This window comes from Amycolatopsis sp. NPDC033938, assembly GCF_055575975.1.
Window position 1 is genome coordinate 293,760 of the sequence record NZ_JBVIRO010000009.1, and the last position, 26,066, is coordinate 319,825.

24 protein-coding genes, 1 tRNA gene and 1 pseudogene are annotated in these 26,066 nt (G+C 63.9%); 16 read left to right on the forward strand and 10 right to left on the reverse strand.

Annotated elements, in window-relative coordinates; genetic code table 11:
- Positions 1–8: 8 nt before the first annotated feature.
- The 5 genes from ACZ5ZX_RS23690 to ACZ5ZX_RS23710 are packed head-to-tail and all read left to right on the forward strand — an operon-like array spanning position 9 to position 4,894.
- Positions 9–269, forward strand: a complete 261-nt coding sequence (locus ACZ5ZX_RS23690) for a hypothetical protein (RefSeq protein ID WP_465504167.1) — start codon at positions 9–11, stop codon at positions 267–269.
- A 5-nt stretch (positions 270–274) separates the two neighbouring features.
- Positions 275–1,843, forward strand: a complete 1,569-nt coding sequence (locus tag ACZ5ZX_RS23695) for a class I adenylate-forming enzyme family protein (protein ID WP_465504168.1) — start codon at positions 275–277, stop codon at positions 1,841–1,843.
- Positions 1,844–1,882: 39 nt separating this feature from the next.
- Positions 1,883–2,608, forward strand: coding sequence for a hypothetical protein (locus ACZ5ZX_RS23700; RefSeq protein WP_465504169.1), 726 nt, complete (start codon positions 1,883–1,885; stop codon positions 2,606–2,608).
- Positions 2,605–4,071 carry an aldehyde dehydrogenase family protein gene (locus ACZ5ZX_RS23705; protein ID WP_465504170.1) on the forward strand — a complete coding sequence of 489 codons (1,467 nt, stop codon included), beginning with the start codon at positions 2,605–2,607 and terminating at the stop codon, positions 4,069–4,071. The genes ACZ5ZX_RS23700 and ACZ5ZX_RS23705 overlap by 4 nt, the downstream gene beginning before the upstream one ends.
- A gap of 25 nt (positions 4,072–4,096) precedes the next feature.
- Positions 4,097–4,894: an SDR family NAD(P)-dependent oxidoreductase gene (locus ACZ5ZX_RS23710; RefSeq protein WP_465504171.1), complete on the forward strand. Its 798-nt coding sequence runs from the start codon at positions 4,097–4,099 to the stop codon at positions 4,892–4,894.
- A gap of 44 nt (positions 4,895–4,938) precedes the next feature.
- Here the strand turns inward: ACZ5ZX_RS23710 and ACZ5ZX_RS23715 are convergent, their stop codons facing one another.
- Positions 4,939–6,252, reverse strand: coding sequence for an MFS transporter (locus ACZ5ZX_RS23715; protein ID WP_465504172.1), 1,314 nt, complete (start codon positions 6,250–6,252; stop codon positions 4,939–4,941).
- A gap of 721 nt (positions 6,253–6,973) precedes the next feature.
- On the opposite strand from ACZ5ZX_RS23715, the gene ACZ5ZX_RS23720 reads away from it, so the two are divergent.
- Positions 6,974–8,227, forward strand: a complete 1,254-nt coding sequence (locus ACZ5ZX_RS23720) for a hypothetical protein (protein WP_465504173.1) — start codon at positions 6,974–6,976, stop codon at positions 8,225–8,227.
- 97 nt (positions 8,228–8,324) lie between these two features.
- Here ACZ5ZX_RS23720 and ACZ5ZX_RS23725 read toward each other — a convergent pair whose 3' ends face one another.
- Positions 8,325–9,068, reverse strand: coding sequence for a hypothetical protein (locus tag ACZ5ZX_RS23725; protein WP_465504174.1), 744 nt, complete (start codon positions 9,066–9,068; stop codon positions 8,325–8,327).
- A complete protein-coding gene (locus ACZ5ZX_RS23730; RefSeq protein ID WP_465504175.1) occupies positions 9,046–9,360 on the reverse strand; it encodes a DUF4365 domain-containing protein in 315 nt (104 codons plus the stop codon). Before ACZ5ZX_RS23730 ends, ACZ5ZX_RS23725 begins: the two co-directional genes overlap by 23 nt.
- 371 nt (positions 9,361–9,731) lie before the next feature.
- On the opposite strand from ACZ5ZX_RS23730, the gene ACZ5ZX_RS23735 reads away from it, so the two are divergent.
- Positions 9,732–10,307, forward strand: coding sequence for a hypothetical protein (locus tag ACZ5ZX_RS23735; RefSeq protein WP_465504176.1), 576 nt, complete (start codon positions 9,732–9,734; stop codon positions 10,305–10,307).
- Between the two features lie 32 nt (positions 10,308–10,339).
- On the opposite strand, the gene ACZ5ZX_RS23740 is transcribed toward ACZ5ZX_RS23735, so the two are convergent.
- The 3 genes and pseudogenes from ACZ5ZX_RS23740 to ACZ5ZX_RS23750 form a co-directional block, all read right to left on the reverse strand.
- Positions 10,340–12,061 (reverse strand): AIPR family protein, encoded by a 1,722-nt coding sequence (locus ACZ5ZX_RS23740; RefSeq protein WP_465504177.1) that lies wholly within the window; start codon positions 12,059–12,061, stop codon positions 10,340–10,342.
- 268 nt (positions 12,062–12,329) lie between these two features.
- Positions 12,330–13,159, reverse strand: a protein-coding gene (locus ACZ5ZX_RS23745; RefSeq protein ID WP_465504178.1) for an IS5 family transposase whose coding sequence is annotated in 2 segments (ribosomal slippage) — positions 12,330–12,799 and positions 12,799–13,159 — 831 coding nt in all. Because the reading frame shifts where the segments join, the coding sequence is not laid out codon by codon here.
- Positions 13,160–13,614: 455 nt separating this feature from the next.
- A pseudogene (locus tag ACZ5ZX_RS23750) lies at positions 13,615–13,695 on the reverse strand (ScoMcrA-related endonuclease); the annotation flags it as partial.
- 207 nt (positions 13,696–13,902) lie between these two features.
- Between ACZ5ZX_RS23750 and ACZ5ZX_RS23755 the strand changes: the two are divergent.
- A complete protein-coding gene (locus ACZ5ZX_RS23755) occupies positions 13,903–14,685 on the forward strand; it encodes a NaeI family type II restriction endonuclease (protein ID WP_465504196.1) in 783 nt (260 codons plus the stop codon).
- Positions 14,686–14,733: 48 nt separating this feature from the next.
- Here the strand turns inward: ACZ5ZX_RS23755 and ACZ5ZX_RS23760 are convergent, their stop codons facing one another.
- Positions 14,734–15,591: a helix-turn-helix domain-containing protein gene (locus tag ACZ5ZX_RS23760; RefSeq protein WP_465504179.1), complete on the reverse strand. Its 858-nt coding sequence runs from the start codon at positions 15,589–15,591 to the stop codon at positions 14,734–14,736.
- Positions 15,592–15,803: 212 nt separating this feature from the next.
- Positions 15,804–16,160 (reverse strand): transcriptional regulator, encoded by a 357-nt coding sequence (locus ACZ5ZX_RS23765; RefSeq protein WP_465504180.1) that lies wholly within the window; start codon positions 16,158–16,160, stop codon positions 15,804–15,806.
- A 260-nt stretch (positions 16,161–16,420) separates the two neighbouring features.
- Here ACZ5ZX_RS23765 and ACZ5ZX_RS23770 point away from each other — a divergent pair, with 260 nt between their 5' ends.
- Positions 16,421–16,594: a hypothetical protein gene (locus tag ACZ5ZX_RS23770; protein ID WP_465504181.1), complete on the forward strand. Its 174-nt coding sequence runs from the start codon at positions 16,421–16,423 to the stop codon at positions 16,592–16,594.
- On the opposite strand, the gene ACZ5ZX_RS23775 is transcribed toward ACZ5ZX_RS23770, so the two are convergent.
- Positions 16,576–16,659: transfer RNA gene (locus ACZ5ZX_RS23775), tRNA-Leu, on the reverse strand. The genes ACZ5ZX_RS23770 and ACZ5ZX_RS23775 overlap by 19 nt on opposite strands.
- Positions 16,660–16,954: 295 nt before the next feature.
- Between ACZ5ZX_RS23775 and ACZ5ZX_RS23780 the strand changes: the two genes are divergently transcribed.
- The 5 genes from ACZ5ZX_RS23780 (at position 16,955) to ACZ5ZX_RS23800 (ending at position 22,069) form a co-directional block, all read left to right on the forward strand.
- Positions 16,955–17,977: an LLM class flavin-dependent oxidoreductase gene (locus tag ACZ5ZX_RS23780; RefSeq protein WP_465504182.1), complete on the forward strand. Its 1,023-nt coding sequence runs from the start codon at positions 16,955–16,957 to the stop codon at positions 17,975–17,977.
- Between the two features lie 66 nt (positions 17,978–18,043).
- Positions 18,044–18,715 carry a S1 family peptidase gene (locus ACZ5ZX_RS23785; RefSeq protein WP_465504183.1) on the forward strand — a complete coding sequence of 224 codons (672 nt, stop codon included), beginning with the start codon at positions 18,044–18,046 and terminating at the stop codon, positions 18,713–18,715.
- A gap of 147 nt (positions 18,716–18,862) precedes the next feature.
- Entirely contained in the window at positions 18,863–20,020 is a 1,158-nt protein-coding gene (locus ACZ5ZX_RS23790) for an acyl-CoA dehydrogenase family protein (RefSeq protein ID WP_465504184.1), read from the forward strand.
- Positions 20,017–21,183, forward strand: a complete 1,167-nt coding sequence (locus ACZ5ZX_RS23795) for a CaiB/BaiF CoA transferase family protein (protein WP_465504185.1) — start codon at positions 20,017–20,019, stop codon at positions 21,181–21,183. Before ACZ5ZX_RS23790 ends, ACZ5ZX_RS23795 begins: the two co-directional genes overlap by 4 nt.
- Before the next feature lie 46 nt (positions 21,184–21,229).
- Positions 21,230–22,069, forward strand: coding sequence for an LLM class F420-dependent oxidoreductase (locus tag ACZ5ZX_RS23800; protein ID WP_465504186.1), 840 nt, complete (start codon positions 21,230–21,232; stop codon positions 22,067–22,069).
- Positions 22,070–22,179: 110 nt separating this feature from the next.
- On the opposite strand, the gene ACZ5ZX_RS23805 is transcribed toward ACZ5ZX_RS23800, so the two are convergent.
- Positions 22,180–22,329: a hypothetical protein gene (locus ACZ5ZX_RS23805; RefSeq protein WP_465504187.1), complete on the reverse strand. Its 150-nt coding sequence runs from the start codon at positions 22,327–22,329 to the stop codon at positions 22,180–22,182.
- 320 nt (positions 22,330–22,649) lie between these two features.
- Between ACZ5ZX_RS23805 and ACZ5ZX_RS23810 the strand changes: the two genes are divergently transcribed.
- Positions 22,650–24,278, forward strand: coding sequence for a GMC family oxidoreductase (locus ACZ5ZX_RS23810; protein ID WP_465504188.1), 1,629 nt, complete (start codon positions 22,650–22,652; stop codon positions 24,276–24,278).
- Between the two features lie 26 nt (positions 24,279–24,304).
- Complete coding sequence (locus ACZ5ZX_RS23815) at positions 24,305–25,879, forward strand: succinic semialdehyde dehydrogenase (protein ID WP_465504189.1); 1,575 nt, start codon at positions 24,305–24,307, stop codon at positions 25,877–25,879.
- The last annotated feature ends 187 nt before the right edge of the window (positions 25,880–26,066 follow it).

A 26,066-nucleotide genomic window follows, 5' to 3' on the forward strand; every position in this document is an offset into this window, starting at 1 on the left:
AGCACTCCATGTCCGTCGACCGCCTTCTCTTCCCGCGTCCGGAGACCGCGCGTGTCTCCGTGGAGCGGCGGCCTGTCGAGGCCACCTGCCCGTCGTGCCAGGGAACGAACATCGCCCGCTACCCGGTGGCCAATCACCTCGGCCCGCGCATGGTCGTGAAATGCCAGGACTGCTTCACCCACCTGTCGGTGACCCGGCCCGAACCCGAGGATCACTGGCCCGCGTGGCGGTCGCCGACGCGCGACTGGGCACCGTCCCGGCTCGGGTGATCCGGATGCATCCAGTTCCACTGGCGCACGTCTACGCGCGTGCACACCAGGACCACGCGAGCCGCCCAGCCATCAGGGACGGCACCCGGCAGTTGAACTACGGCGAGCTGGGCACCCGCGCTCGCCGGGTCGCGCGGGCGTTCCGGTCCCTCGGCGCTGAACCGGGGGACCGGGTGGTGATCCTGTCCCCGAACAGCTGCGAATGGGCCGAGGCCTACCAAGGACTCGCGCTGGGCGGCCACGTCCGCGTCGGGCTCCTGCCCCGGCTGCATCCGGCCGAGCTCGCCCAGATCGCCGCGGACGCGGACCCGGCGTTCGCGCTCGTGGACGGTGCCTGGCTCGCCGAGCACGGTACGGCGTGGATACCGCCGCAGGTCAAGGAAATCGTCGTGCTGGGCGGCGGCGAGCCGCACGGCCGGATTCCCTACGAGGAGTTCGTGGCCTCCGGAACGGACGACGAGCTGCCGCTTCCGGACGCGGAGGACGACGCCTGGCTGCTCTACACCTCGGGTTCGACCGGGCGGCCGAAAGGGGTCCGGGTGACGCACCGGACGGTCGGCGCCCTGATCCGCAACGCCCGCGAGGTGCTTCCCGCCCTCGGACCTGGGGACGCCGCCCTGCACACCGCGCCGATCAGCCATTTCAGTGGCGGTATCGCGGACGTGATCACCGCGAGCGGTGGGCTGAACGTCTACGAACGGGCCTTCGACGCGGCACGGGTGGCCGACGCGGCGCAGGGCGGGGAGATCTCCGTCCTGCCGCTGGTCCCGACCATGATCACGATGCTGCTGGAGGAACTCGCCACCCGGGGGAAGCCCGCCGGGCGGATCGGGAACGTCCGTGTCCTGCCCTACGCGGGATCGGCGATCCAGCCCGATCGCGCGGCGAAGGCGCGAGCCTACTTCGGCGAAGCGATGCAGCAGCTTTACGGCGCCAGTGAGGCCCAGCTACCGATCACCACCCTGCTGCCCGGAGACCACGTCGAGACCCCCAACGAACGCGGACTGCCCAGACTGGCGTCCGCGGGGAAGGTGACCCCGCACGTCGAGGTCGAGATCGTCGACGCCGACCGGCGGCCGGTCGCGCCAGGGACGGCCGGGGAGATCCGGACGCGGGGTGACCACGTCAGCGCCGGGTACTGGCGTCAGCCGGAAGCGACGGCCGAGACCTTCGCCGACGGGTGGGCACACACCGGCGACGTCGGCTACCTCGACGAGAACGGCTTCCTGTTCCTGCTCGACCGGCGAAAGGACATGATCATCACCGGCGGGTTCAACGTCTATCCGCGCGAGATAGAAAACGTCATCTCCGAGCTGCACGGGGTGCGCGAAGTGGCGGTCGTCGGCGCACCCGACGACCGGTGGGGCGAGGCGATCACCGCTTTCGTGTCGACCGAGCCCGGCCCGAGGCTGTCTCCGGAGGGTGTGCTCGCGCACTGCCGGGCTCATCTGGGCGGCTACAAGGTCCCGAAAAGGGTCGTCTTCGTCGACGAACTACCCAAGACCGGCACGGGAAAGATCCAGAAACAACTCCTGCGCGAAAAGCTGTGGAACGGACTGCAGCGTCGCGTCTGAACGATTTCCATTACCCAGTAAAGAAAAGGAATCAGTGACATGACGTCAGGCGTGCCGACCCCGGAGAACCGCAACCTGTTCTTCGCGTGGAGCACCTACAGCACCGACTACGACACCTACGCGCGGTGGTACGACGAGGAGCACATCCCGCAGGTGATGGACGTGCCGGGAATGGTGGGAGCACAGCGTTTCCTCATCTCCGACACCAAGCCGCTGCCGGGCGTGACCTCACTCGACTTCGGCCATCTGGCGATCTACGAGATGGACGGCTCCGCCGAGCCGTTCCGTGCCGAGGTCAAGCGGAAGCTGATGTCGGAAGAGATGGTGCTTCCGGACTTCATGGACAGGCCGTTCAAGGCGCTCTTCCTGACCGCGGTCAGCGAACCGTTCCACGCCGAAGGTTTCACCGACGCGGATGACCTCGACGACCGGCATCTGTTCTTCGCCTGGAGCCGCCACACCGGCGACGACGCGACCTTCGCGAAGTGGTACGACGAGGAGCACATCCCGCAGATCATGGCGGCACCGGGAATGCTGCGGGCCCAGCGGTTCGAGGTCTCCGACGTCAAACCGCTGCCAGGGGTCGTGACACCGGACCTCGGGCATCTCGCGATCTACGAGACCGCCGGGGACCTGGAGGGTTTCCGTGCCGAGGTCAAGCGGCAGCTGATCTCCGGGGAGATGGTGCTGCCGGACTTCATGATCCCGCCGTTCTCGACGATGTTCCTGAAGCCCGTCAGCCCGTTCTTCCTCGCCGGCCGATGAGGTACGTGGACGTCGCCGGGGTCCGGGTGCCGGGCTCCGGGTCGGTCTTCGTCGGCGGTGACTGGGTGACGGCCACCGGTCCGACGCGGCGGGTGGTCTCTCCGTCGACCGGCGAGGTCGTCCTGGAGGTCGGCCTCCCTGGGGAGGCCGAGGCGAGGCTGGCACTCGAAAGCGCGGACGGGCCAGGTCGGGACACCTGGGCGCGCTCCTCGGTGGCGGAACGGGTCAAGGTGTGCCGCCGTTTCTGCACGGCCATCGAGGAAAGGATCCCGGAGCTCGGCGTCGTTTGGGCCGTCGAGGCCGGGATGCCGGTCGCCTACAGCGCGATCCTGCACAAGTTCGGTGCGGCCGGTGCGTGGAAGTCCGCATTGGACAGTGCGGAAGCCGCACTGCGCGAAGACGTTCGCCACTCCCCGCTCGGAGACGTCCTCGTTCGGCGGGAGCCCGTCGGGGTGGTCGTGGCGATCATGGCGTACAACGGTCCGCTGGTCACCTTGGCGACCAAGGTGATCCCGGCGCTCCTGGCAGGCTGCCCGGTGATCGTCAAAGCCGCGCCGGAATCACAGCTGATCATGCGGCTGGTGGCCGAATGCGCGATCGCGGCCGAGGTCCCCGACGGCGCGTTGAGCATCCTGTGCGGCGAGGTCGACGTAGCCGAGCGATTGACCGCGGACCCGCGCGTGGACCTGGTCTCCCTCACCGGTGGCCAGGTCGCGGCACAGCGCATCCTGGACACCACCCGCGGCCGATTCGCCCGGACTCATTTCGAACTCGGCGGGAAATCGCCCGCGCTCATCCTGGACGACGCGCCGCTCGATCGCGTGCTGAAGTCGCTGGTGCCCGGCGCCACCGGGGGAGCGGGGCAGGTGTGTGCCCTGCTTTCCCGGATCCTGGTGTCCGAACAGCGTCACGACGAGGTCGTCGACGCGCTACGCATCGCTTGGCAGAACTTGAAGATCGGCGATCCCCTCGACCCGGCGACGCGCGTCGGACCAGTGGTGAACGACGCGGCCCTGAAGCGGACCGAGGGGTTCGTCGAGCGAGCGAAAGCCAACGGCGCACGGGTCGTCGCGGGCGGGCACCGGCCTCCAGGGCTGGAGGCCGGCTTCTTCCACGAGCCGACGTTGCTCACCGACGTAGGACGGGGCACGGAACTGGCGCGAGAGGAAGTCTTCGGCCCGGTCACGGCCATACTGACCTACCGCGACTTCGACGACGCGCTGGCGCTGGCCGACGACACCGGGTTCGGCCTCGCGGCGACGGTCTACACGACCGACCGCGACGCCGCGATGGCCGCGGCGGCCCGGATCACCACCGGCTCCGTCGCGATCAACACGTACGGCCCCACCGTCACCGCCCCGTTCGGCGGACGGAAGGGCTCCGGCTGGGGCCGGGAATCCGGCCCGGAAGGCATCCAGGAATTCACCGAGCTCAAGCAGATCCTCTTCGGACCTGGCCTCTGAGCCCTCATCGACACGGAGCTGACACATGGTCCACTCACCGCGCAGGCCTGAACGGGCGCTGATCACCGGAGCGGCAGGCGGCGTCGGATCCGCGACCGCGCGCCGCCTCGTCGAAGACGGCGCGAAGATCGCGATCACCGACATCGACGAAACCCGGCTGGCCAAGCTCGCCGAGGAGACCGGAGGACTCGCCCTGCCCGCCGACGGCACCGATCGCGAGGCCGTCAGGAACGTCGTCGCGCGGGCCGCGGCGGAACTCGGCGGCCTGGACGCCGTCATCGCCACCCAAGGTGCCGCGATCGGCGGCGGCGCGAGCCCGAAGCACGTCGACTCGTACCACCGCGCACTCGACGTGAACCTGCACGGCTCCTTCTACCTCGCGGGTGAGGTCCTGCCGCATCTCGTGCAGAGCCGCGGGTCACTGGTCCTGTTCGCCTCGACCGCGGGACTGATCGCCGGACCTCCCGGTGCGGCGGGGTACACCGCGGCCAAGGCGGCGATCATCGGCCTCACGAAATGGCTCGCCCGCGACTTCGGCCCCAAGGGAGTACGGGTGAATGCCGTTTGCCCCGGCTTCATACGGACGCCGCTCGCGGAGGGGAGCATGGCCCACCTCGCCCAGCGAGAGGGCATCACACTCGACGAGTCCTATGCGGCGAGCGCGGCCCACGTTCCGTTGCGTCGGGTGGCGGAGCCTGAAGAGATCGCCGCGTGCTGCGCGTTCCTGGCGTCCGGCGACGCCTCGATGGTGACCGGGCACGTGCTGGTCGCCGACGGTGGCGGTGCCGCTGTCGACGCCTCGACCGTGGTCTTCGACAGCTGACCCCTTGTGGTGCCGCTGCCGGAGCGGCACCACAAGGAACGCCGTCAGTGGACCGGAGCCTTCACGGGTTCGCTCATTTCCGCGTTCCTGGTTTCGCGGAGGGCGAGCGTGCAGCCAAGACTGATCAAGCAGAGCACGGCGAGGAAGATCCCGAACGCGAAACCCCCGTACGCCGCGGTGATCGCCGCCGCGACGAGCGGCGGAACCGCGCCGCCGAGGACACCTGCCACGTTGTAACTGAACCCGGTGGCGGTGTACCGATAGCGCGTCTGGAACAACTCCGGCATGAAGGCGCCGACCGGCCCGTACGCGAAGCCGGCGATAAGCGTCGTCGCGCAGGAGCCGATCGCGAAGGTGACAGCCGAGGCCGAGTCGAGGATCGGGAACAGCGCCAGTGCCCACACCACCGCCACCGCGTTCCCAGCGAGGATGACCTTCTTGCGTCCCACGCGATCCGAGTACGCGGCTCCCAGCACGATCGCCAGCCCGAACATCAAGCCCGCCGCGATGCCAATCAGTAGCACGGTGGTCCGGGGCAGCTTGAGCACGGCGGTGCCGTAGTTGATCAGGTACCCGACGGCGAGATAGTAGAAGGCGAAGGTCATCACGAGCACGCCAGAGGCGAAGGCGATCTCGCGCGGCTGGCTCTTGAGCGCCTCGACGAACGGCGCCCGCGAGGTGCCCCGCTGCGACACCTCGCCCTTGAACACCGGTGTCTCGTCGATCTTCAGCCGGACGAACAGCCCGATCGCGATCAGCAGGAGGCTGGCGATGAAGGGAATCCGCCAGCCGTAGTTGTGGAAGGTCTCGTCGGACATCGTCTCGCCGATGATCAGGAAGGTGACGCTCGCCAGTACGAAGCCGATCGATCCACCCAGCGCGCCGAACATCGACCAGAAGCCGCGCTTGGCCTTGGGCGCGTTCTCCGCGGCCATCAGCGTCGCCCCGGTCCATTCGCCGCCGACCGCGAGGCCCTGCAGGAACCGCAGGATGACGATGAGAATCGGTGCGATGACGCCGATTTGCCCCGCCGTCGGCATCAGACCCACCAGCGCGGTGGCCAAGCCCATGATCAGCAGCGTCGTGACCAGAGTCCGTTTTCGGCCTAGCCGGTCACCGAAGTGCCCGAACAGAACCGATCCGACCGGCCTCGCCACGAACGCCACGCCGAGCGTCGCGAACGAGGCGACCACTCCGGCAGCGGAGCCCAGCGCGGGGAAGAACACCTTGGGGAACACGAGGGCCGCGGCCGTCGCGAAGATGAAGAAGTCGTAGTACTCGATGACGGTGCCGGTTCCGCTCGCTATCGCGATGCGCCGCATCGTCCGGTTCGTCACGTCGGGCTCGGTGGCCGCCATGGACACCTCTTTCGCTCGGCAGGGAGGGGCGACTCGGAAGCATTATGCACAAAATGTGATGTGTCAAGACTGTTGTGCCTGATCAAGAGGCTGGCCCCGTCTGGCGGTGTGGCAACCGGGCGTCCGTGGCCGACCCGTTCGACCTCGGGGCCCGGATGGGCACGAACGCACTCGTCGGGCCGGATGAACGCGATCTGGCCCACTCGTGTGAACGTGCTCGCGCAGGGGGAGCCGCGACAGTCGACGCGTCAGTTCGACAGCCGCTATTGATCGGCGTGCCGGGTTCACCGTTTACGAGGGTGCGTACCTACTCGGTCGATCAGCTTCGGGCTGGCTGGATACTTCGACGGGGCTGTCTACCTGGCCTGGCCTCGCGTGGCCGGTCGCCGCGGATCGCAGCCGTTGTCGGGCTGCTCGCCCGCGTCGTGCTGCCGGGTCGCCCACCGCTGAAAAAAAGAAACCTTCACTCGGTAAAGTTGAGTGAAGGTTCTCGCAACTGGTGGGATCTCACCTAAAGCGGTGTCCGAGGGGGGTGTTGCTCACTATCCACACGCCTCCACCTGCCCAAATGAGGCTCAGAGCGTGTAGGACTGGATCGTCAGCCTAGACGTCATCACAGGGCTCCACCAGCAGGACGGCAAGCCCACGCCAGCCGTTTGCTCGGGAAAGTGTCGGTGGGTCATGCAAGGCTGGCCTTGTGCGACTTCGTGATGCTCGTGGTGTGGAACTGAATGCGGACTTCGGCGTGGAGGTCGATGAGGGATGCTTGAGCCTTGTTCTGGAGAGTGCTGGAGGGCGGACGGCTGGAGCGGACCGTCCGCGCAACGATCAGTACGTTCCCGCGCTGAGGCTGCTGCTGGAGCGCCTGCGTGAGCGGGACGCAGTTCTGCTGACCGCCCTGGTTGCCTCTGCGAGGGTTTCCAGGTTGCCCGAGGACGAACGAACCCTGCTCAAAGGGCCATTGAAGCTCTCCGACGTGACCGATGTCGAGCAGTTGAGGCTAGATATCACCAGTGCCCAGGGACGTGTTGGGCTGCCCGCGGGCGCGCGGAAGGAAGGCAACAACCGTAAACGCATCCGGCTTCGGCTCGAAGTTCCGGGATACCACCTCAAAGACGCAGCTCAGCTTGCCGCGGATCTCGTCAACCCGCTTACCGATCCGGTTCACCAGCTTGCCACGTCGAGGGAACTGCCGAAGGCGAAAGAGCTGCTCGATGCCCTGACCGGTATTGAGATTCAGACCGCGACCGGTAGCCCGAACACCGTGCTGGAGGTTCGTGGTGATGTCGCTCTCGTGCGGACCGAACGCTCTCCGGACGGCCAGCCCGTCGGGGCAAGTGAGGTGCAGAAAGGCTTGGACAAGCTCGCCGAGCGCGGATCTGTGCGGGTGACGGTCAGCGAACTGGGGCACAGGAGCTCGTTCGTCGGCGCAGTACTGGCGACTCTTCCTGGAGCGCAGTTTGCCGGCTCACCCGCGGAGGTATTCCTGCACGAGCCGACCGATGACGAGGTGGCAAACGATCTTCACTTCGGTGAGCTCGACGCGGTCACTAGTGTCAAAGTTCGCACCGAGCAGAGGAAGCTACGCAAGCTCCTGGCCGGAGGTGCGACATCCGCGGAGTGCGCACTCTGCGGCGACCGATACCCGATCAACTTTCTCGTAGCTGCGCACATCAAGAAGCGCGCGGTCTGCTCAGACCAAGAACGCCGCGATCTGACCAACGTGGCTATGCTGGCCTGCTCCTTCGGTTGTGACATGCTATACGAATCAGGCTGGATAACCGTCGATCATCATGGCTTTGTGCAGACAAAACCAACGGATGATCTGTTTGAAGGCCACCTTCGGGCCCGTCTCTCTCATTTGCAGGACCGATTCTGTGTAGCTCACAGTGTCAAATCGGATCGCTACTTTGCCTGGCATCGAACGAACGTGTTCATTTTGGGTGATTCTTCCAGAGACTTCATGCCGCACTAGAGGGAGCGACTTCGGGATCGATATCTTTAAACTGCTATTTCGACGCGTGTTAAGAATGTTAGTTCAATCTGCGCTCTGTCGGCAAGTTCCCTGAGAGTTAGTCGACGTTCCATGGAAATATTCTCGCGATGCAGGATAACAATAGTCGGCTTAAGAAGTTCTTTCTCTGCCACAAGGAGCGCTGAAACAAGTAGATTTGCGAAGCTGCTGGCTTCGCCCCAAAAATATCTCGTCGATTGATTCCATCTGTTGCGGAACAGTGAGAGGGCTTGATGGTTACCGATCCTGACTCGACGAACCATCCATTCCCGAATACTGCTGACACGATCTCATTCGGTGTCTGGTATCGCTTTTTCACGAATTGAGCATAGGGGCCTTCTCCCTCTTTGGCCCGCGTATACTCCTTCATTAGCGAGTCTTTTAGCCAGATTCGAGTACTCTGCTTGGAGAAGTATGGAGCCATAATGCCACCTATGGCCGGATCGTCGACCCATGCAGAATATAGCCTCGATCGCTCGACGTTGGGAAGCTGGTCCCACCCCACCTGGTCGGCTGCACGGTAGGCCGAGGAGACTACCGCGGCGCGAACTTTTTCCGGCATGCGCTGGCCGTACCAACTAACCGACCTCATAGGGCTCGGACTGTTCGAGCTAGGCGACGTCTCCACTCTTACCGCATTGTTACGACTATTGGCGATTGAACGAAGTTTCTCCCGGGCACTCTTGCTCAAGACTTGCCGTTCCGGCACCAGCACCTTAGAACCGCCGGTGGAAGTCTCGATTAACGTGCTACCGTCTATAAGTTGCCAATGGCATTGCTTAGTCTCCGGGTGATACATCACAAGGAGAACCGGTAGTACGTGATTCGTCCAGTAGCGCAGATGGTCTTTCGCTGGTCGGAACCACCAACCGTCTGGACCTTTTTCCTGGAAAAAAACTCAGGCCGCTCTTGATCTGAAGGGCCACCAGCTTTCCTGTGACGACCTCGTCGTCGACTACCTCCAGGTGGGCGTCGATGCCGAAGTCTTCCATGACCTGCTCCCGGAACAGCCAGCCGAGTTCCTCTTCGACCGCCAGCCTGGTCCGAGCCACACCGATACTTGCCGACCTGGCTGACGGCTTCCGACGCATCATGCGCCCCATCCTTCCAGCTCGTTCGGTAGACGCATTAGCCTGGGGGTGGAGATCCTGACTGCGACCGGCCATCCGAACACTGGGCTCGAAGTACATGGGAACGTCGCGCGCGTGCAGACGAACGCTCTCCTGGCGCCCGACATGTCGAGATCAGTAGGCCCCTGCGATCCTCGTCCGGCATGGCGCTTCGCGCGAGCAGAAGCTGGGGGTCTGCTGGCTTGAAAGCGGCTGAGGTCCCTGTCGGAAATATGGAACGACGCAAGAGTGTCTTGTCGCGAAACGTGGTCGCTCGTGCACTTTTTGTAGCTGTCGCGGTTGGCGTATCGGATAATTGGTTGTGCTCCTGAGGTGGTCGGCGGACAATACTGGTCATGTCAGAGTTGCTTGGGCCATCCGAAAGTAACTGGTCGCACAATGCGACCTATGGGTACGGTATCGAAGACGACATGTTTTTGGCGATGGGTTTTCAAGCTGCCGGAAAGATACTTGTTCAAGCCGTGCTCAGCGGAGTGGCGCCCGATGGGCTCTACGTTCCGATTGCACTCACCTTCCGGCATGGTTTAGAGCTGGCATTAAAAGATGCAGTTAAGCGAATGTCTCAATATGCAGGAAAAGCTGAACCTAGAAAGCTCACGAACACGCACAGCCTTAGCCAGCTTGGCATTTGGCTGCAAGAGCTTCTTCGTGATTGCGGCCAGGAACAACTTCCTCCGGAGGTTGAAGAAGTAATCAAAAAAATTGACGCTACTGACCCAAATGGGCAAACTTTCAGGTATAGCGAGGTTCGAGACGCAGAAGGAGTTCTGCGTCCGGCTCGTCCTGACTATGGACACGTTGACGTAGTCGAACTGGGAAAGCGTTTGGCTGTGGCAATCGAGATTGTCGTGTCCATTGCTGACTATGCTCAAGTTTGCATCGACGGAGAAGCGGAGATGAGAAGTCAGTAAGTCTAAGCGCATATTCGTGCTGACAAAATGAGCTATTTGACTCGCGCTTCCAGGGCTTGATTGAGTGAAGTAGTGAAGCGTTGGGAACGCAGAAAGTCACGAATCAGCTCGGTAGTATGGGCACTTGAAATGGCTTCTTCTACCGCATCTATAATTGTTTTCATCAGTTCAGTCGATCTTTGTGCATCCCACGCGACTGCAAGAATCTCCTTGCACTGCCGGTCGGCTTTTCGGGGAGAGCGGTCTAGTTCAACATTTCCAAGAATAAGCGTTTTGAATGCGCCCATGAGATGATACTTCGCAGGCCCATATTTGCGGTCGATCTTCTTGTTGCGAATCATCCATTCGACGCGATATGAGACGGCTGCGCTCGTATAGTAGGCCATTGTCGACTGACCTTCAGTAAATAGCTCGTCTTTTCGCGACTCGCGAAGCACGCGATAAAATCGTCCAGCCCTTGCTGCTTCACCTAGAAATACCGAGGAGTACGCGCGAGTTAACTGACCTCGGGAAACAATTCTTGTCTTTTCTAGTCCAACCTGTGGTGCATATTGAGCTGATCGACGCTCGTAATACAGTCGTTCCGACTCGTCAAAAGACTTGAAGAGATCCTCAAGTTCTTTATGAAATCTCTCCTTCGCTTCAAGATCTTCGTCGGTCACAGCCGTCTGGCGATTAGTTGCGGCAATAATTCCAGAAATAACATCCTCATCTTTGGATTCAATGAGCTTCAAGGAGACCCAGACTGAGTTGCCAAGTGTTTCCTTTTCGTCGAAAAGCACGTGGCAAGTTTGACATCCGTTAACGACTTGAAAATCCGCTATCTTGACGTCGTCGCCTGCCGTCTTTATCTCACGCGCCACGATGGTAATTCCGTTATTTAGAACAGCAAAACGTTCCCGTCGCTCTGCGTCTCGAAGCGTGCCTTGAATCTCCTGATTAACGGTGTTGTAGTCTTGAAAGTCGCGCACGTTCTCGAAAAAGACTGACTTTCGGATGCCGCCCGCTTTATCTGTCAGCACTTTCACAAGATCAGCCGCAGGGAGGAGTCCGAGAAACGCTTGTTCGACGCCAGCTATCTTTGGCAACGAGATTCGCTTCTGCATGGAGAAGTCGACGGAAACTGCTGTAGTGGCTCGCTGATACAGGTCACGCAATTCGCGAGCGCCAAGTAATTGAAACGCGACGTTTCGGAACAAGTTTGTCTCATCTAGGCGCGAAATTGCAGATTTGCGCTTGCTCTCAAGATAAGTATCGTCGGTCAGACGCCCGCTCGTCGTGTAATAAATCGTCAGCTGAGGAAGCTGCTTTAATTTTCCAATGTCCTTATAGATGAGCTCCACCGACCTCTTGAAGCTCATAATTTCTTGCGACATGGGATAACGAGACTTCCCGGATTCGAAGAGCGTATGCAGGTTATCGGCGAGGTCTGTAATCACACGCCCGTCGAAGCTGGACGACGTCTTTGCCTGCACGAAAATAAAGTGCACGTCGGCGACACGACTATTTTCTAATGATGACTCAATGTCAGCGTGATCAATCAATAGATCGCCGTTTATTAGCACAGCCGCAGAATCGATCGCAAGATCACCTCCGCCCCCAGTGCGGAATTCCTCTGGGTCGAACTCGTCTTCATAAATAGAGCGGAGTATGCAAAATGTACAAAATGCTTCGAAGAGTTCGTCCGGCTTAAGATTGTCGAGGTCGTGTTCTCGACGAAATTGCGCGTTAAGCCCTTCGAGAATCCTGTCCACAGTGTCTCCGTATCGGTCACATTGATCACTAAATCAGGGGTGATATCGCAGATTTGAGGGCGAATGTTACGCATGTATCAAATCGTTACCTAAGGCGTGCCGGTGACTCTCAAGTCGTGGCACGTAGATGCAGCTGGCAGCATGTCTGCGTGATGAAAACATGCCGTGCTCCTTGGCTTGGAAATGCGAAACATTGCTGTCAAAATCAGCCTATTTGCGCCAGGTGCTCCGGTATGTATAGCGGATTGCAGTCTACTTAGAGCGTGTCTCATGTGGTGAGTTTGCGGAGTCTCTTGTAGCAGGTGAGGCTGGCGCCGAGAATGAGGAAGGCGAGAAAGTGCTCAGCTTTGCGTTCGTAGCGCAAGGTGAGGCGACGGCATCCGGTAAGCCAGGCCATGGTTCGTTCGATCACCCAGCGGTGCTTGCCAAGCTTGTTCTTGGATTCGATGCCTTTGCGGGCGATGCGGACCTTGATGCCGCGGTCGCGGACCCAGCGCCGCAGGTCGGGCTGATCGTAGGCTTTGTCGGCGTGCAGCTTGGCCGGCTTGCGACGCCGCGGGCCACGGCGGGACTTGATCGCCGGGATTGCCATGACCAGTGGTTTGAGTGCGTGGGAGTCGTTCGTGTTCGCGGCGGAGACCCCGACCGCGAGCGGCAGCCCGGCGCGGTCGGATAGGGCGTGGATCTTCGAACCGGGCTTGCCGCGATCCACCGGGCTGGGACCAGTCAGGGAGCCCCTTTTTTGGCCCGCACGCAGGCACTGTCCACGATCGCGCGGCTCCAGTCGATGAGGCCCTGGCTGCCGAGTTCGTCCAGCAACGCATGGTGCAACTGCCGCCACAGTCCGGCTTTGGTCCATTGGCTGAAGCGGCGGTGTGCGGTCTGGAACGGCACCCCGAACGACGGCGGCAGATCCCGCCACGCACACCCGCTGGTCAGCACGTACACGATCGCGGTGAACACCGCACGAGCGTCCACCGGGGCAGTGCCACCGCCCTGCGGGCGCGGCTCGAACACCGGGATCAACGGCTCCGCCAGCGCCCACAGCTCATCCGGCACCAACCGCAACGACAACCGATCAACCACAGCCAAGATCATCGCTCACCAGCGACCGATCACCACGTAAGACACGCTCTTAGCCGGTGCGAGTTGTCGTGCCTTGAGCGCGTCTTCCGGCTAGCAAGCCGAAAAGCCCTCCAGCTCCAGCTCGACGACTCGGCGGATGATCTCATGTGGGGCGCGCAGCCCGGTGCTGTCCTCCTCGTTAACACGCGTAATTGAGTGCGGACGATCCTATACTTGCCGATCGAGGGAACTTATCGGCGTCCGCGCGACGCTGCAGGAGCGCGAGAGGTCGATCGCGCCCGGATCGTGCAACGCGCTAGTCGTCAGTCGTTGCGAGCAACAACATCACAGGTCAAGACCAGTTCGGCCTCAAGCCACGCGGGGATACGCTGAGGTCAGACTTCGAGCCCGCGTTCCCGTGGAAGCTTAACCACAGCTTCGAGTTCACCTGAGAACTCCCCGGCGGGCAGAGCCTCCTCCCCGGGCATCTAGCCATGTGCGACGCCAGCGATCGCCTTCGAGTCATATTCCTTGCCCTTGCGTAGGAGGAGGTAAGTACGAGCTGGCCCGAGGCTGTAGCGGCATGTAAGGCTTCACGTCCGAGATCGTCATAACGTCAACTTGCCCCACCGACAGACCCGTGCCGGCTAAGAAGAGACAGTGACGACGCAGCCGATTCCTGAACCTGGCCAGCCTTGCCAGCCTGACCCCCGGAAAGCTGGCCCTCTGCCGCCGCACGTCATCGCGGTCCAGACGAGGACGCTGACTTGCAGGCCGTGTATGCGTGGCTCAAGATGCGGCCGATCGCTGACCTGCTGCGATCTGCGGTCGACGACGCCATCCGCTATGTGCTTGATGGCGCGCGCACCTGGCGCTTTGACCTCACAAGCCCCGAGGTCGACTCCGACGAACGCTCATCGGTGGGCACCAAGCTCCAGTACCACGTGATTCAGTACCTTGATTTGCGCAAGGAGCCGCCCCTCGATACAACGATTCTGGACATCCCTGTCGAGATCAAGGGCACGGTCAGGAACACCTGGATGATTCCGCGAGAAGGCCAGTGCGAGATCACTCTCATGATCCAGATCGACGCCAAGCTGCACCGCTTCCAGGCTCTGCTGATGCGCACTCATCGAGCGTGGCTCACCGGAAAGAAGGGCAACCGCGACCTTAAATGTTCTCCGCGGGCCGATGCTGTCCGCGACTACGCGCTTGAGGTCGCGCCCTGGACGGCCCTGCCGCCTGAGCCACTGCGCCTGTTGAACACGGAACAGCTTCGGGTGGTGTTTGGCTCCGATGGCATGCGCAAGCGGATGATCGCACTGTTCGGGTACTTGCCAGAGCAGGTGATCCCGCGGACCACGATTACTACGGTGGGCGCCAGCCTCGGAGATCCTTTGAAAAGAGCACGTGAAAGTAAACCTGACGTACTCGCAGCGCATGGCCTCGTTGTCCTGGTAGGAACCTGGAAGGCGGATCTTCAAGCAGCTGCGAAGCTTGGCTACGATCTCAGTAACGAAGCTTGGGTCGCCGTGCCGCAACACAAGCTTGCTATCTAGCGCCGCACTCTCTGCGAGCAGTTTCCTGTCGAAGCCGAGGCTGGTTCGTCATCGCCGTTCGAGGTTGGCCAGGCGGTCGGTGAGCCGCTCCTGAGTCTGTTGACGAGTGAGTGACGTGTTGGCGATGCGTTCGACTAGCCCAACGTAGAACGAGACGTCACGGTCGTTTTCCAGGAAGAGGCTTGTCGTGAGCTGCTGGAGGTGGAGCACTGGACGATGTTGATCATGTTCGTAGATCGTGAACCCTGTGCAAATGTCAGTGACACTGGAGTCGGCGGGAACAAGGTGAATGCGAAAGTTCGGCAGCGACGACGCGAGCAGGAGATGGAGCACTTGCTCGTGCGCAAGTGAGAGATCCTGGCCGGGCAGGTCAAGCGTGTTCTGGTGCAAGTAGAAGGTGAAGGGACCCGGCATTCTCAGGAACGTGGGCTGGCTAGCGAGTCGAGCGTGGACGTTCGTATCAAGAGCGGATTCGCCCTCGTGCCCGACCCTGACGAGCGCTTCGCGTATGTAGGGCTCGATCTGGAGTTGCCGTGGGATGTCGTTAGGACTGTATGTAGTGATGGACTGGCTTCCAGCGTCGAGCACGTTGATAAGTGGGAGCTCGTCGGGGAAGCCGACGGGGTGGCTTCTGACCTGGTAGCCGTCATCGGGTCGGCGGTCCAGAGCTACCAGTTCGTCGAGTTCGCGAGGGGTCGCCTTCGCTCGGGCGAGGTAGATGGCGATGTCGCCGGCCTGGTAGCTGCGCAGACCGCTCTCCAGGCGCGAGATCGTGGAGGCTGGCCAGCCGAGCATGCGGCTCATGTCGGTTGCGAGGTAGCCGGCGCGCATGCGGATTCGTCGCAGCTCGGCGCCGAGCTCCCTCTGTTTTGCGGTAGACAGCTGGGGTGTCTTCTTCGATTTCACCAGTTCCTGCTCAGAGGGTAGTGGGCGAACGCCGTGCTGGAAACGGGACAGAACGGCCGTCTCATGAGACACGTGCCGTCGTAGGTGTTGTGACACGCGAATGCGGCCATGACCTGCGGGAATGCCTCGCGTGACGGCTCGGTTGGCTGGCTTCGAAGCCGTCACGCCCGTCACGAGTCGCCGTAAGAGGGGAGGCGTTGGGGAGACAGCGCTCAGGTGACACATCGGCGGATTGGGCTAGCGCGCTGCGCAGCGACGAGATCTACGGCTCGGCTAGCGACTCGCTGGAACGCGGTCACGTGATTGGTAAGTCGCTCTAAGCCAAGTTCGGTGAGACGTAGCAGGCTTCGATGCCCCTCGTGTCGAGCGACGTACCCGGCCGCGAGCAGTCGGTCGGTATGAGGCGAGAGGACTCGTGAGCTGACGCGAAGGCGCGTCGCCAGAGCGCTCTCTTGGTGCCACCTGACGTCAGCGAGAAGACAAAGCAGGAACAGCCGGATCGGCAGGAGCAGAAGTGGGTCAAGCTCACGCTGGAACACGGGGATCGAGGCGCCGCTTGGCGATGTCATGACTTGCCGCGGGGTAGCTCAGTAGCGCAGAGAATGGTGCTCGAAGTCGGACGCCCGCGGGTTCGAGCGGCGCACAGCAAGTGTCGTGTGCGCAGCTTCCGAGTATCGGCTTCAGGGAAAGGTCGGAATAGTCGGCGCAAGCGTGACGGCTTGCGGTGCTGAGCCGGGCGGAGACGCCGTTTGACGGTGGATAGCGTCGACCGAGCTGACAGGTACGCGCTCCTACGAGCCGGAGAGTCACGGACGCGGAGGTCTACGCGATGATCGATTCGCTCGGTGATGTCGGAGCGATGCTCGCCGAAGCGAAGCCAGCCGGACTGGCCCGGCTCTACCAGAGATTGAATCTGGAGTTACGCTACGAACCAAAAGAGCTGGTCATCTATGCGATGACCAGCCCCGGTGTAGATACTGCGTGTGTCCGAGGGGGGACTTGAACCCCCACGTCCGTTAAGGACACTAGCACCTCAAGCTAGCGCGTCTGCCATTCCGCCACTCGGACTTGCTGATGAAGAGAGTATACGTCGCCCGGAAGGCCTGAATCAGGGGGGTACTTATAGTCACGACCACTCACGTTGAAAGGATGGCCAGTTACCCTCCGGTGGCTATCTTGCCGCCAAGTGAGTGAAGGCCAGGCGCAAGTCCGCAGCTCAGCGGTCGAAAAAGCAAAAGGTGACGGCCGGTGACATAGGGTAGTCATGAAGAGTGGCAGGATGGCTCGGTCCGCGTGGCCGGGAGGGGGCCAAGAGCGCCGAAGTGGGGGAATCAAACTCTGCCGTCGGACGCTTACACGTGCTGTGAAGAAGATTGGTTTCCTGTCGTTCGGCCACTGGTCGGCGAGCGCGCACTCCGAGACCCGGTCCGCCGCGGACTTCCTGCATCAGTCGATCGACCTGGCCGTCGCCGCCGAGGAGCTGGGTGTGGACGGCGCGTACTTCCGGGTGCATCACTTCGCGCGGCAGGCGGGGAGTCCGTTCCCGCTGCTCGCGGCGATCGGCGCCCGGACCTCGAAGATCGAGATCGGTACCGGCGTGATCGACATGCGTTACGAGAACCCGATGTACATGGTCGAGGACGCCGGCGCCGCCGACCTGATCTCCAACCGCAGGCTCCAGCTCGGGATCAGCCGGGGATCCCCGGAGCAGGTGATCGACGGCTGGCGGTACTTCGGTTACGCCCCCGCGGAGGGCGAGACCGCCGCGGACATGGCACGGCAGCGCACCGAGGTCTTCCTCAAGCTGCTCGAGGGGGAGGGCTTCGCGCAGCCGAACCCGCGGCCGATGTTCCCCAATCCGCCGGGGCTGTTGCGGCTCGAGCCGCACTCCGAGGGGCTGCGCGAGCGTATCTGGTGGGGATCCAGCTCGAACGCGACCGGCGTCTGGGCCGCGAAGCTGGGCATGAACCTGCAGAGTTCCACGCTCAAGGACGACGAGACGGGCGAGCCGCTGCACGTCCAGCAGCGCAAGCAGATCGAGGCCTACCGCGAAGCGTGGAAGGAAGCCGGTCATGAGCGGGAGCCGCGGGTTTCGGTCAGCCGCAGCATTTTCGCCCTGACCAACGATCTGGACCGGGCCTACTTCGGTCGCGACCGCAACTCGCGTGACCAGGTCGGCATGATCGACGAGAACACGAGGGCGATCTTCGGACGTTCTTACGCCGCCGAGCCGGACGAGCTGGTGAGGGAACTCAAGGAGGACGAAGCGATCCAGGCGGCGGACACGGTGCTGCTGACCATTCCGAATCAGCTGGGTGTCGAGTACAACGCCCACGTACTGGAGAGCATCCTCACCCACGTGGCACCGGAGCTCGGCTGGCGCTGAGGAAGGTGCGATTCGGCCGATGGGCGGGCTAGGATCGGGGCACTTCCCTTGCCATCGGAGGGGCCCATGAGCCTGACCCGATTCCGCTGTCTGCTCGGTTTGGTCCTGGCCTTCTGCCTTGTGACGCCGCCTGCCGCTCAAGCAAGCGCTCCCGCTCCGCTCGGCGGCGGGAGTTCGTTGCAGACAGGTGCGTCGTCCCGGTGCACCGCTGGGTTCGCCGCGGTCTCGGGGAACGTCGGCTACCTGATCGCGAGCGCGGCCTGCGGAAGGCCCGGTGACACCGTCAGCAGCGGGGGCCGCGTGGTCGGAGTCGTCGCGGCCGCCCAGTTCCCGCCGAGTGGCGCGATCGTCATCCGCGTGACCAATACGACCGATTGGCGGCTGGTGGCGTCGATCCCGCCCGTCGACAGCCGGGTGACGGTCACCGGGTCGACCGAGGCCGCGGTCGGTTCCTCAGTGTGCAAGTACGGTTCGACCACCGGCTGGCGGTGCGGCGTCATCCAGGCGAAGAACCAGACGATCACCTTTCCCGATGGGACCTTGACCGGGCTGACCCGGACGTCCGTCTGTACGGAGCCCGGCGACATCGGCGGGCCGTTCGTCAGCGGAACACAGGCCCAGGGCGTGCTGGTCGGCGGCAGCGGGAACTGCGCCGGCGGCGGGAATTCCTACTTCCTGCCGGTCAATCGCGTCCTGACGGCCTATCGCCTGACCATCCTCACAGGCCTGGCCAGCTGAAGATCACCGAGCGCAGAAGAAGCTGTCCGAGCCACGGCCGCCGTTGGGGCGGAGTGAAAGTCGGCTATTTCGGGGAACTCGATACATTCGCCTAGGCCCACCCGAGGGTGTGGACCTGGCCTGGGCCGGTGATCGATAGTGAGGGACATGTACACCGGCAACCCCGACGTCCCCGACGACGTCTTCGCGGACGTCCTCGGCCAGATCGACGACTTCGTCCGGACCCGCGTGATGCCGCGCGAGCTCGAGATCATGAGCACCGACGCCATCCCGGCCGACCTGCGGGCACAGGCCGCGGAGATGGGCTTGTTCGGGTACGCGATCCCGCAGGAGTGGGGCGGGCTCGGGCTCGATCTGGTGCAGGACGTCGAGGTGGCGATGACGCTCGGTTACACGTCTTTGGCGCTGCGGTCGATGTTCGGGACGAACAACGGGATCGCCGGGCAGGTGCTGGTGGGGTTCGGTACGGATGAGCAGCGGGCACGGTGGTTGCCCAGCATCGCGTCGGGTGAGGTCGTCGCGTCGTTCGCGCTGACCGAGCCGGGCGCCGGATCGAATCCGGCCGGGCTGCGGACCAGTGCGAAACCCGACGGTGGCGGCTGGATCATCGACGGCGGCAAGCAGTTCATCACCAACGCCACCGAGGCCGGCCTTTTTGTGGTTTTCGCGCGTATGGGCACGGGCATCGCGGTCTTCCTCGTGCCCGCCGACGCGCCGGGCATCCAGGTCGGCGCTAAGGACGCGAAGATGGGGCAGGAGGGTTCGCGCACCGCGGACGTCACGTTCTCGCAAGTCCGTGTCGGCCCGGAGGCGTTGGTCGGGGGAGACGGCGACGTCGGCTACAAAGCGGCGATGACGTCGCTGGCGCGCGGGCGGATCCACATGGCGGGCCTGGCCGTCGGGACCGCGCAGCGGGCGCTCGACGAGTCGGTCGCGTACGCCGCCACCGCGACCCAGGGTGGCACGCCGATCGGGGATTTCCAGTTGGTGCAGGCGATGCTCGCCGACCAGCAGACGGGCGTCCTCGCCGGCCGCGCGCTCGCCCGTGAGGCCGCGCGGCTCTACGTGACCGGCGAGGACCGGCGGATCGCGCCGTCGGCGGCGAAGCTGTTCTGTACCGAGATGGCGGGCAAAGCCGCGGATCTGGCGGTGCAGGTGCATGGTGGCAGTGGCTACATGCGTGAGGTCGCGGTCGAACGGATCTATCGTGACGTCCGGTTGATGCGGCTCTACGAGGGCACCAGCGAGATCCAGCGGCTGATCATCGGCGGCGGGCTTGTGCGCGCCGCGAAGAAGAAAGCATGACCCGGCCGCTCGACGGGGTCACGGTCGTCGCCATCGAGCAGGCGGTCGCCGGGCCGCTGGCCACTCGCAATCTCGCCGACCTCGGCGCACGGGTGATCAAGGTCGAGCGCGTCGACGGCGGCGATTTCGCGCGCGCCTACGACCACGCCGTTCACGGCACCGGCGCGCATTTCGTCTGGCTCAATCGCGGCAAGGAGTCCATAGCCGTCGACCTCAAGACCGCCGAGGGCCGTGACGTCGTCCGGCGGCTGGTGGCGAAGGCCGATGTGTTCCTGCAGAATCTGGCGCCCGGCGCGGCCGAGCGGCTCGGGTTCGGCGATCTGCGGGACGAACGGCCCGAGCTGGTCGTGGTGAACCTGTCCGGCTTCGGCGCGGGCGGGCCGATGGAGCAGCGCAAGGCCTACGACATGCTCATCCAGGCCGAGGCCGGTCTCATCGCGATCACCGGCACACCCGAAACCCCGGTGAAGACCGGGATCCCGACCGCCGACATCGCCTCCGGCATGTACTGCGCGCAGGCCGTGCTGGCGGCGTTGCTGCGCCGCTGGCGCACCGGCGAGGGCGCGACGATCGAGGTCTCGATGCTGGAGGCCACCGTCGAATGGATGGGCTACGCGCTCAACACCCGGATATATGCCGGAATCGAGCCCGAGCGAATGGGGTTGAGCCACGGCGCGATCGCGCCGTACGACGCTTTTCCCACGCGCGACGGCCAAATGCTGATCGGCGTTCAGAATGACCTCGGGTGGCGGACACTCGTCACCGATGTCCTCGACGCGCCGGAACTCGCCGACGATCCGCGCTTCACCACCAATGTGCGACGTGTGGCCCATCGCGCGGAATGCGACGCCGCCGTCGCGGCCCGGACCTCGCGGTGGTCCACCAGCGAACTCGACGAACGGCTCGCCGCGGCCGGGGTTCCCGCCGCCCAGCTCAAGGACGTCGGCCAGGTCGCCGATCATCCCCAGCTGCGGGCCCGTGATCGCTGGCGCAAGGTCGGCACCGAATTCGCCCGCGTCGACGCCCTGCTGCCACCGGTGACCTTCGACGATTTCGAGGCGTGCATGGGTGACGTCCCGGCTTTGGGCGAACATACGCGAGCTCTGCTCGTCGAGTCCGGAGTGGACGCCGACGACTACCTGCGCCGCGGTATCGCCCGCTGAATTCCGGCCGCGCGACTGGAGGAACTCCAGGTTTACGATCGAAATCATGCGATTCGCCATCAAGACTTCGCCGCAGGACACCGTCTGGTCCGACATGCTCGCCGTCTGGCAGGCCGCCGACGAGATCGAACTCTTCGAATCCGGCTGGACCTTCGACCACTTCTATCCCATTTTCTCGGATTCGACCGGTCCGTGCCTGGAAGGGTGGGTGACCCTCACCGCGCTCGCGCAGGCCACGAAACGGCTCCGGCTGGGCACGCTGGTCAGCGGGATCCACTACCGGCACCCCGCGCTGCTCGCGAACATGGCCGCGACACTGGACATCGTTTCCGGCGGCCGTCTGGAGATCGGTGTCGGCGCGGGCTGGAACGAAGAGGAATCCGGCGCGTACGGCATGGAACTCGGCACCATCAAGGAACGCAGCGACAGGTTCGAGGAAGCCTGTGAGGTGCTCGTCGGCCTGCTGACCCAGGAGACCACCACGTTCCAGGGCGAGCATTACCGGCTGACCGACGCCCGCTGCGAACCGAAGGGCGTGCAGAAGCCGCATCCGCCGATCTGCATCGGCGGCAGTGGCGAGAAGCGGACCTTGCGCACGGCCGCCAAATACGCCCAGCACTGGAACTTCGTCGGCGGCACGCCGGAGGAGTTCGCGCACAAACGTTCGGTGCTGCACCGGCACTGCGCGGACATCGGCCGGGATCCGCACGAGATCACCTTGTCTTCGCACGTCCGCCTCGGCACGGACGGTGACTACGCCAAGGTCGCCGCGGACGTCGAAGCCCTCGGCGAAGCGGGCTTGGACCTCGCGATCATCTACCTGCCGCCGCCGCACACTCCCGCCGTGCTGGAGCCGCTGGCGAAGGCGCTCGAACCGCTGCGCTGAGCGCGGCCACCGATCATCGGCCTGTGCGGGGACGAATCGTCCGCGCACAGGCCGATCGCGTTCGGGCGATCGCTTCTTCAGCGTGAGAACGGTGACCAGCCCCCGCCGGATCAGCGCCGACCGGAGAACTGCGTCACGAGGCAGGCCAGCACCACGACGGCGCAGGCGCCGAAACCGATCAGCAAAGCCCAGTCGTTCAGCGTCAGCACGACATAGGCCACGGCGGCCCCCGCCAAAACCAGGAGAAACAGCCCCCTCATGTCAGTCGACCCTCCCTGTCGATGTTTTCGCGATTAATCACTTTAAGCACAGGTGGTGACGCAGGCAACGGGCAGGATTACAGAAAGTACAGAAGACGTCGGAAATCCCTGTTCAACGGGTCGACCGCTACGGATTCGGTAGCGTGAACCGATCACTGGCTCAACGCGAATAATCCGGAAGCGTCCAAGATTCTTGTTGGTGACTACGGCGCCCGCGTGCTCGGCGAGGAGTGCCATTGCGGAAGGGGGTCGTCTCGCTATACGGTGACAGAACTAGAACAGGTTATAGTTCTGCACGGTGGGCTGACCGAGGAGCGGAAATGGCGAACAGGGCGCCGCGCGGCGACGAGGCCGATTACGTGGTCGTCGGATCGGGCAGCTCGGGCGCCGCGATCGCGGGCAGGCTGGCGGAGTCCGGGGCCAGCGTGATCGTGCTCGAGGCGGGTAAGAGCGACGAGAGGATGCTCGTCAAGAAGCCAGGGCTGGTCGGCCCGATGCACGCGGTACCCCAGCTCAAGAAGCCCTTCGACTGGGGCTACTACTCGGTGCCGCAGAAACACGTTCTCGATCGCCGGATGCCGGTGCCGCGCGGCAAGGTCGTCGGCGGCTCCAGTTCCATCAACGGCATGGTCTACGTCCGCGGCAACCGCGCCAACTTCGATTCCTGGGCCGCGGAAGGCAACAAGGGCTGGGACGCCGACAGTGTCAACGCCGCGTACAAGCGGATGGAGGACTTCGAAGACGGCGAGAACGCGTTCCGGGGCGCGGGCGGGCCGATCCGGGTCACCCGCAACAAGGCCCCGCAGGAGGGGACCTTGCAGTTCCTTCAGGCGACCGCCGACGCGATCGGCTGCGAGATCCTCGACGACTACAACGCCGCCTCGCAAGAGGGCGTCAGCCGTATGCAGCAGAACGCCGCCGACGGCCTGCGCTACAGCGCCTCACGCGGCTACATCCACCGTCTCGCGCCCGCGACACTGGAGGTCCAGTCCGGGGTGCTGGCGAAGAAGGTGCTCATCGAAAACGGCCGCGCGGTCGGCGTCGAGGTCGTCGACGCGAACGGTGGACAGCGAATCCTTCGCGCGGGCAAGGAGGTCATCCTCTCGGCCGGCTTCGTCGGATCCGCGCAGCTGCTGATGCTGTCGGGTATCGGCCACGCCGAGCACCTGAAGGAGCACGGTATCGACGTCGTCGCGGATCTGCCGGTCGGCGACAACCTGCACGACCACATGTTCCACGCGCTGACCTTCCGCGCGTCGTCGAGCAAGAACCGGGGCACGCCGCCGTATTTCGCGCGCGGCCTCGTCAGCGAACTGATGCGGCCCGGCACCACCTTCCTGGCGAACTCGGTCTTCGAGGCGGTCGCCTTCCTGCGGACCTCCCAGGCCGCCGAGGTCCCCGACCTCCAGTTGCATCTCCTGCCGTGGGCGTACGTGACGCCCAACCAGGACGCGCCGATCCGGCACGACGTCGACAAGCGGCCCGCGCTCACCGTGCTGACCACGCTGATCTACCCGAGGAGCCGCGGCACGCTGCGGCTCGCCTCGGCCGATCCCACGGCGGCGCCGCTCATCGATCCCCAGTACCTGTCCGACCCGGCCGATCTCGAAGTGCTCGGTGAGGGCTCGGAGATGGTCCGCGAGATCTTCGCGTCGAAGGCGTTCAAGGGTTCGATCAAGGAGGAGCTCCACCCGGGAAAGTCGGTGCGGGGCCAGGAGTTGCGCGACGCCATCCTCAACCGCGCGACGTCGGTTTACCACGGTGTCGGCACCTGCCGGATGGGCGTCGACGAACTCGCCGTCGTCAGTCCTGACCTCAAGGTCCGTGGTGTGGAAGGCCTGCGGGTCTGTGACGCCTCGATCATGCCGTCGATCACCGGCGGCAACACCAACGCGCCCGCCATCATGATCGGCGAGATGGGCGCGCAGCTCGTCCTCTCGGACCACTGACCGGACAACGGACGGAAAAGAGGGCCATGACCGTCACCCCGCTCGCGCTCACCCGTCCGGCGTCGGTGACCGACGCGTTCCTGCGGCGGCTCGTCGCCCGAGTGCCGGGCTCGTCCGGCGCGACCTGGAAACTCACGGAGGTCTACACCGGCGAGGTGCTCGTCGGGTTGCCCCAGTCGACGCCCGCCGACATCGAGCAGGCGTTCACCACCGCGCGCGCCGCGCAGGAGCAGTGGGCGGCCACCCCGCTCAAGCGGCGGCTGGAGGTGTTCAAGCGGGCGCATGCGCTCTTCGTCGATCGCGCGCGGATCGTCACCGACCTCATCCAGGTCGAGAGCGGCAAGAACCGCCGGATGGCGATCGAGGAGACCTGCGATCCGGCGATGGTGATGAGCCATTACCTCACGCGGGCCGCCAAACTGCTGGCGCCGGCCAAACGAGGCGGACCGGTCCCGTTCCTGACGACGTCGACCGAGCTCCGGCAGCCCAAGGGGGTCGTCGGCATCATCGCGCCGTGGAACTTCCCGTTCGCCACCGGTATTTCCGACGCCGTCCCCGCACTGATGGCCGGCAACGCGGTCGTGCTGAAGCCGGACAACAAGACGGCGCTCTCGCCGCTTTACGGCGTCGAGATGCTGGAGGAGGCCGGGCTGCCGAAAGGGCTGTTCCAGGTGGTGTGCGGGGAAGGCCCGGACGTCGGCCCCACCCTCATCGATCAGGCGAATTACGTGATGTTCACCGGCTCCACGGTCACCGGCCGGGTGATCGGCGAGCGCGCGGGCCACAACCTCATCGGCTGCTGCCTCGAACTCGGCGGGAAGAACCCGATGATCGTGCTCGAAGACGCCGATCTGGACGAGGCCGTGCAGGGCGCGGTCTTCGGCGCTTTCGGCAACACCGGGCAGATCTGCATGCACATCGAACGGATTTACCTGCCGGAGTCCCGTTACGACGAGTTCAAGAACGCGTACGTGGCCAAGGCCAAGGCGCTCGACGTCCGCGCCGCCTACGACTTCGGGCCCGACATGGGCTCGCTCGTCTCCGTCGACCACATGAACCGCGTCAAGGCGCACGTCGACGACGCCGTGGCGAAGGGCGCGACCGTCCTTTGTGGAGGAAGGCCGCGACCCGACCTCGGCCCGGCGTTCTTCGAACCGACGATCCTCGAAGGCGTCACGAAGGACATGCTCTGCGGCGTCACCGAGACCTTCGGACCCGTTGTCGCACTGCACAAGTACCGCACGGTCGACGAGGCCGTCGCGTTCGCCAACGACACCGAGTACGGCCTCAACGCCTCGGTGTGGGGCCGTGACGTCGGCGCCGCACGCGCGGTGGCCGCGCGCATCGAGTCCGGCAACGTCAACATCAACGACATCCTGGCCACCGCCTACGCGTCGAAGGGAACGCCGTCCGGCGGCGTCAAGAATTCCGGCGTCGGCGCCCGCCACGGGGACCAGGGCCTGCTCAAGTACACCGACGTCAAGAACGTGGCGGTGCTCAAGAAGCAGGTCATGGGTCCCCGCGGCGGGCAGACCTACGAGAAGTACGTCGAGGGGATGCTTTCGGGGCTGAAACTCATGCGGCGGCTGCGCATCCGCTAGCCGCCGTCGGTGTGCTGGGGTGCGGGCGGCACACAAGCGATGCCCAGCCTCTCCCGTGGTCGTGAGTGGCGATTCGGGTTAGAACACGAATCGTAACTAGTCAGGTCCTGGTCATCCGGTGATCGTTGTTCTGCGATGATTGCCGGGTGTCCGGGAGTGAGCGTCCGTCGTATGACGAGCTTGCCGC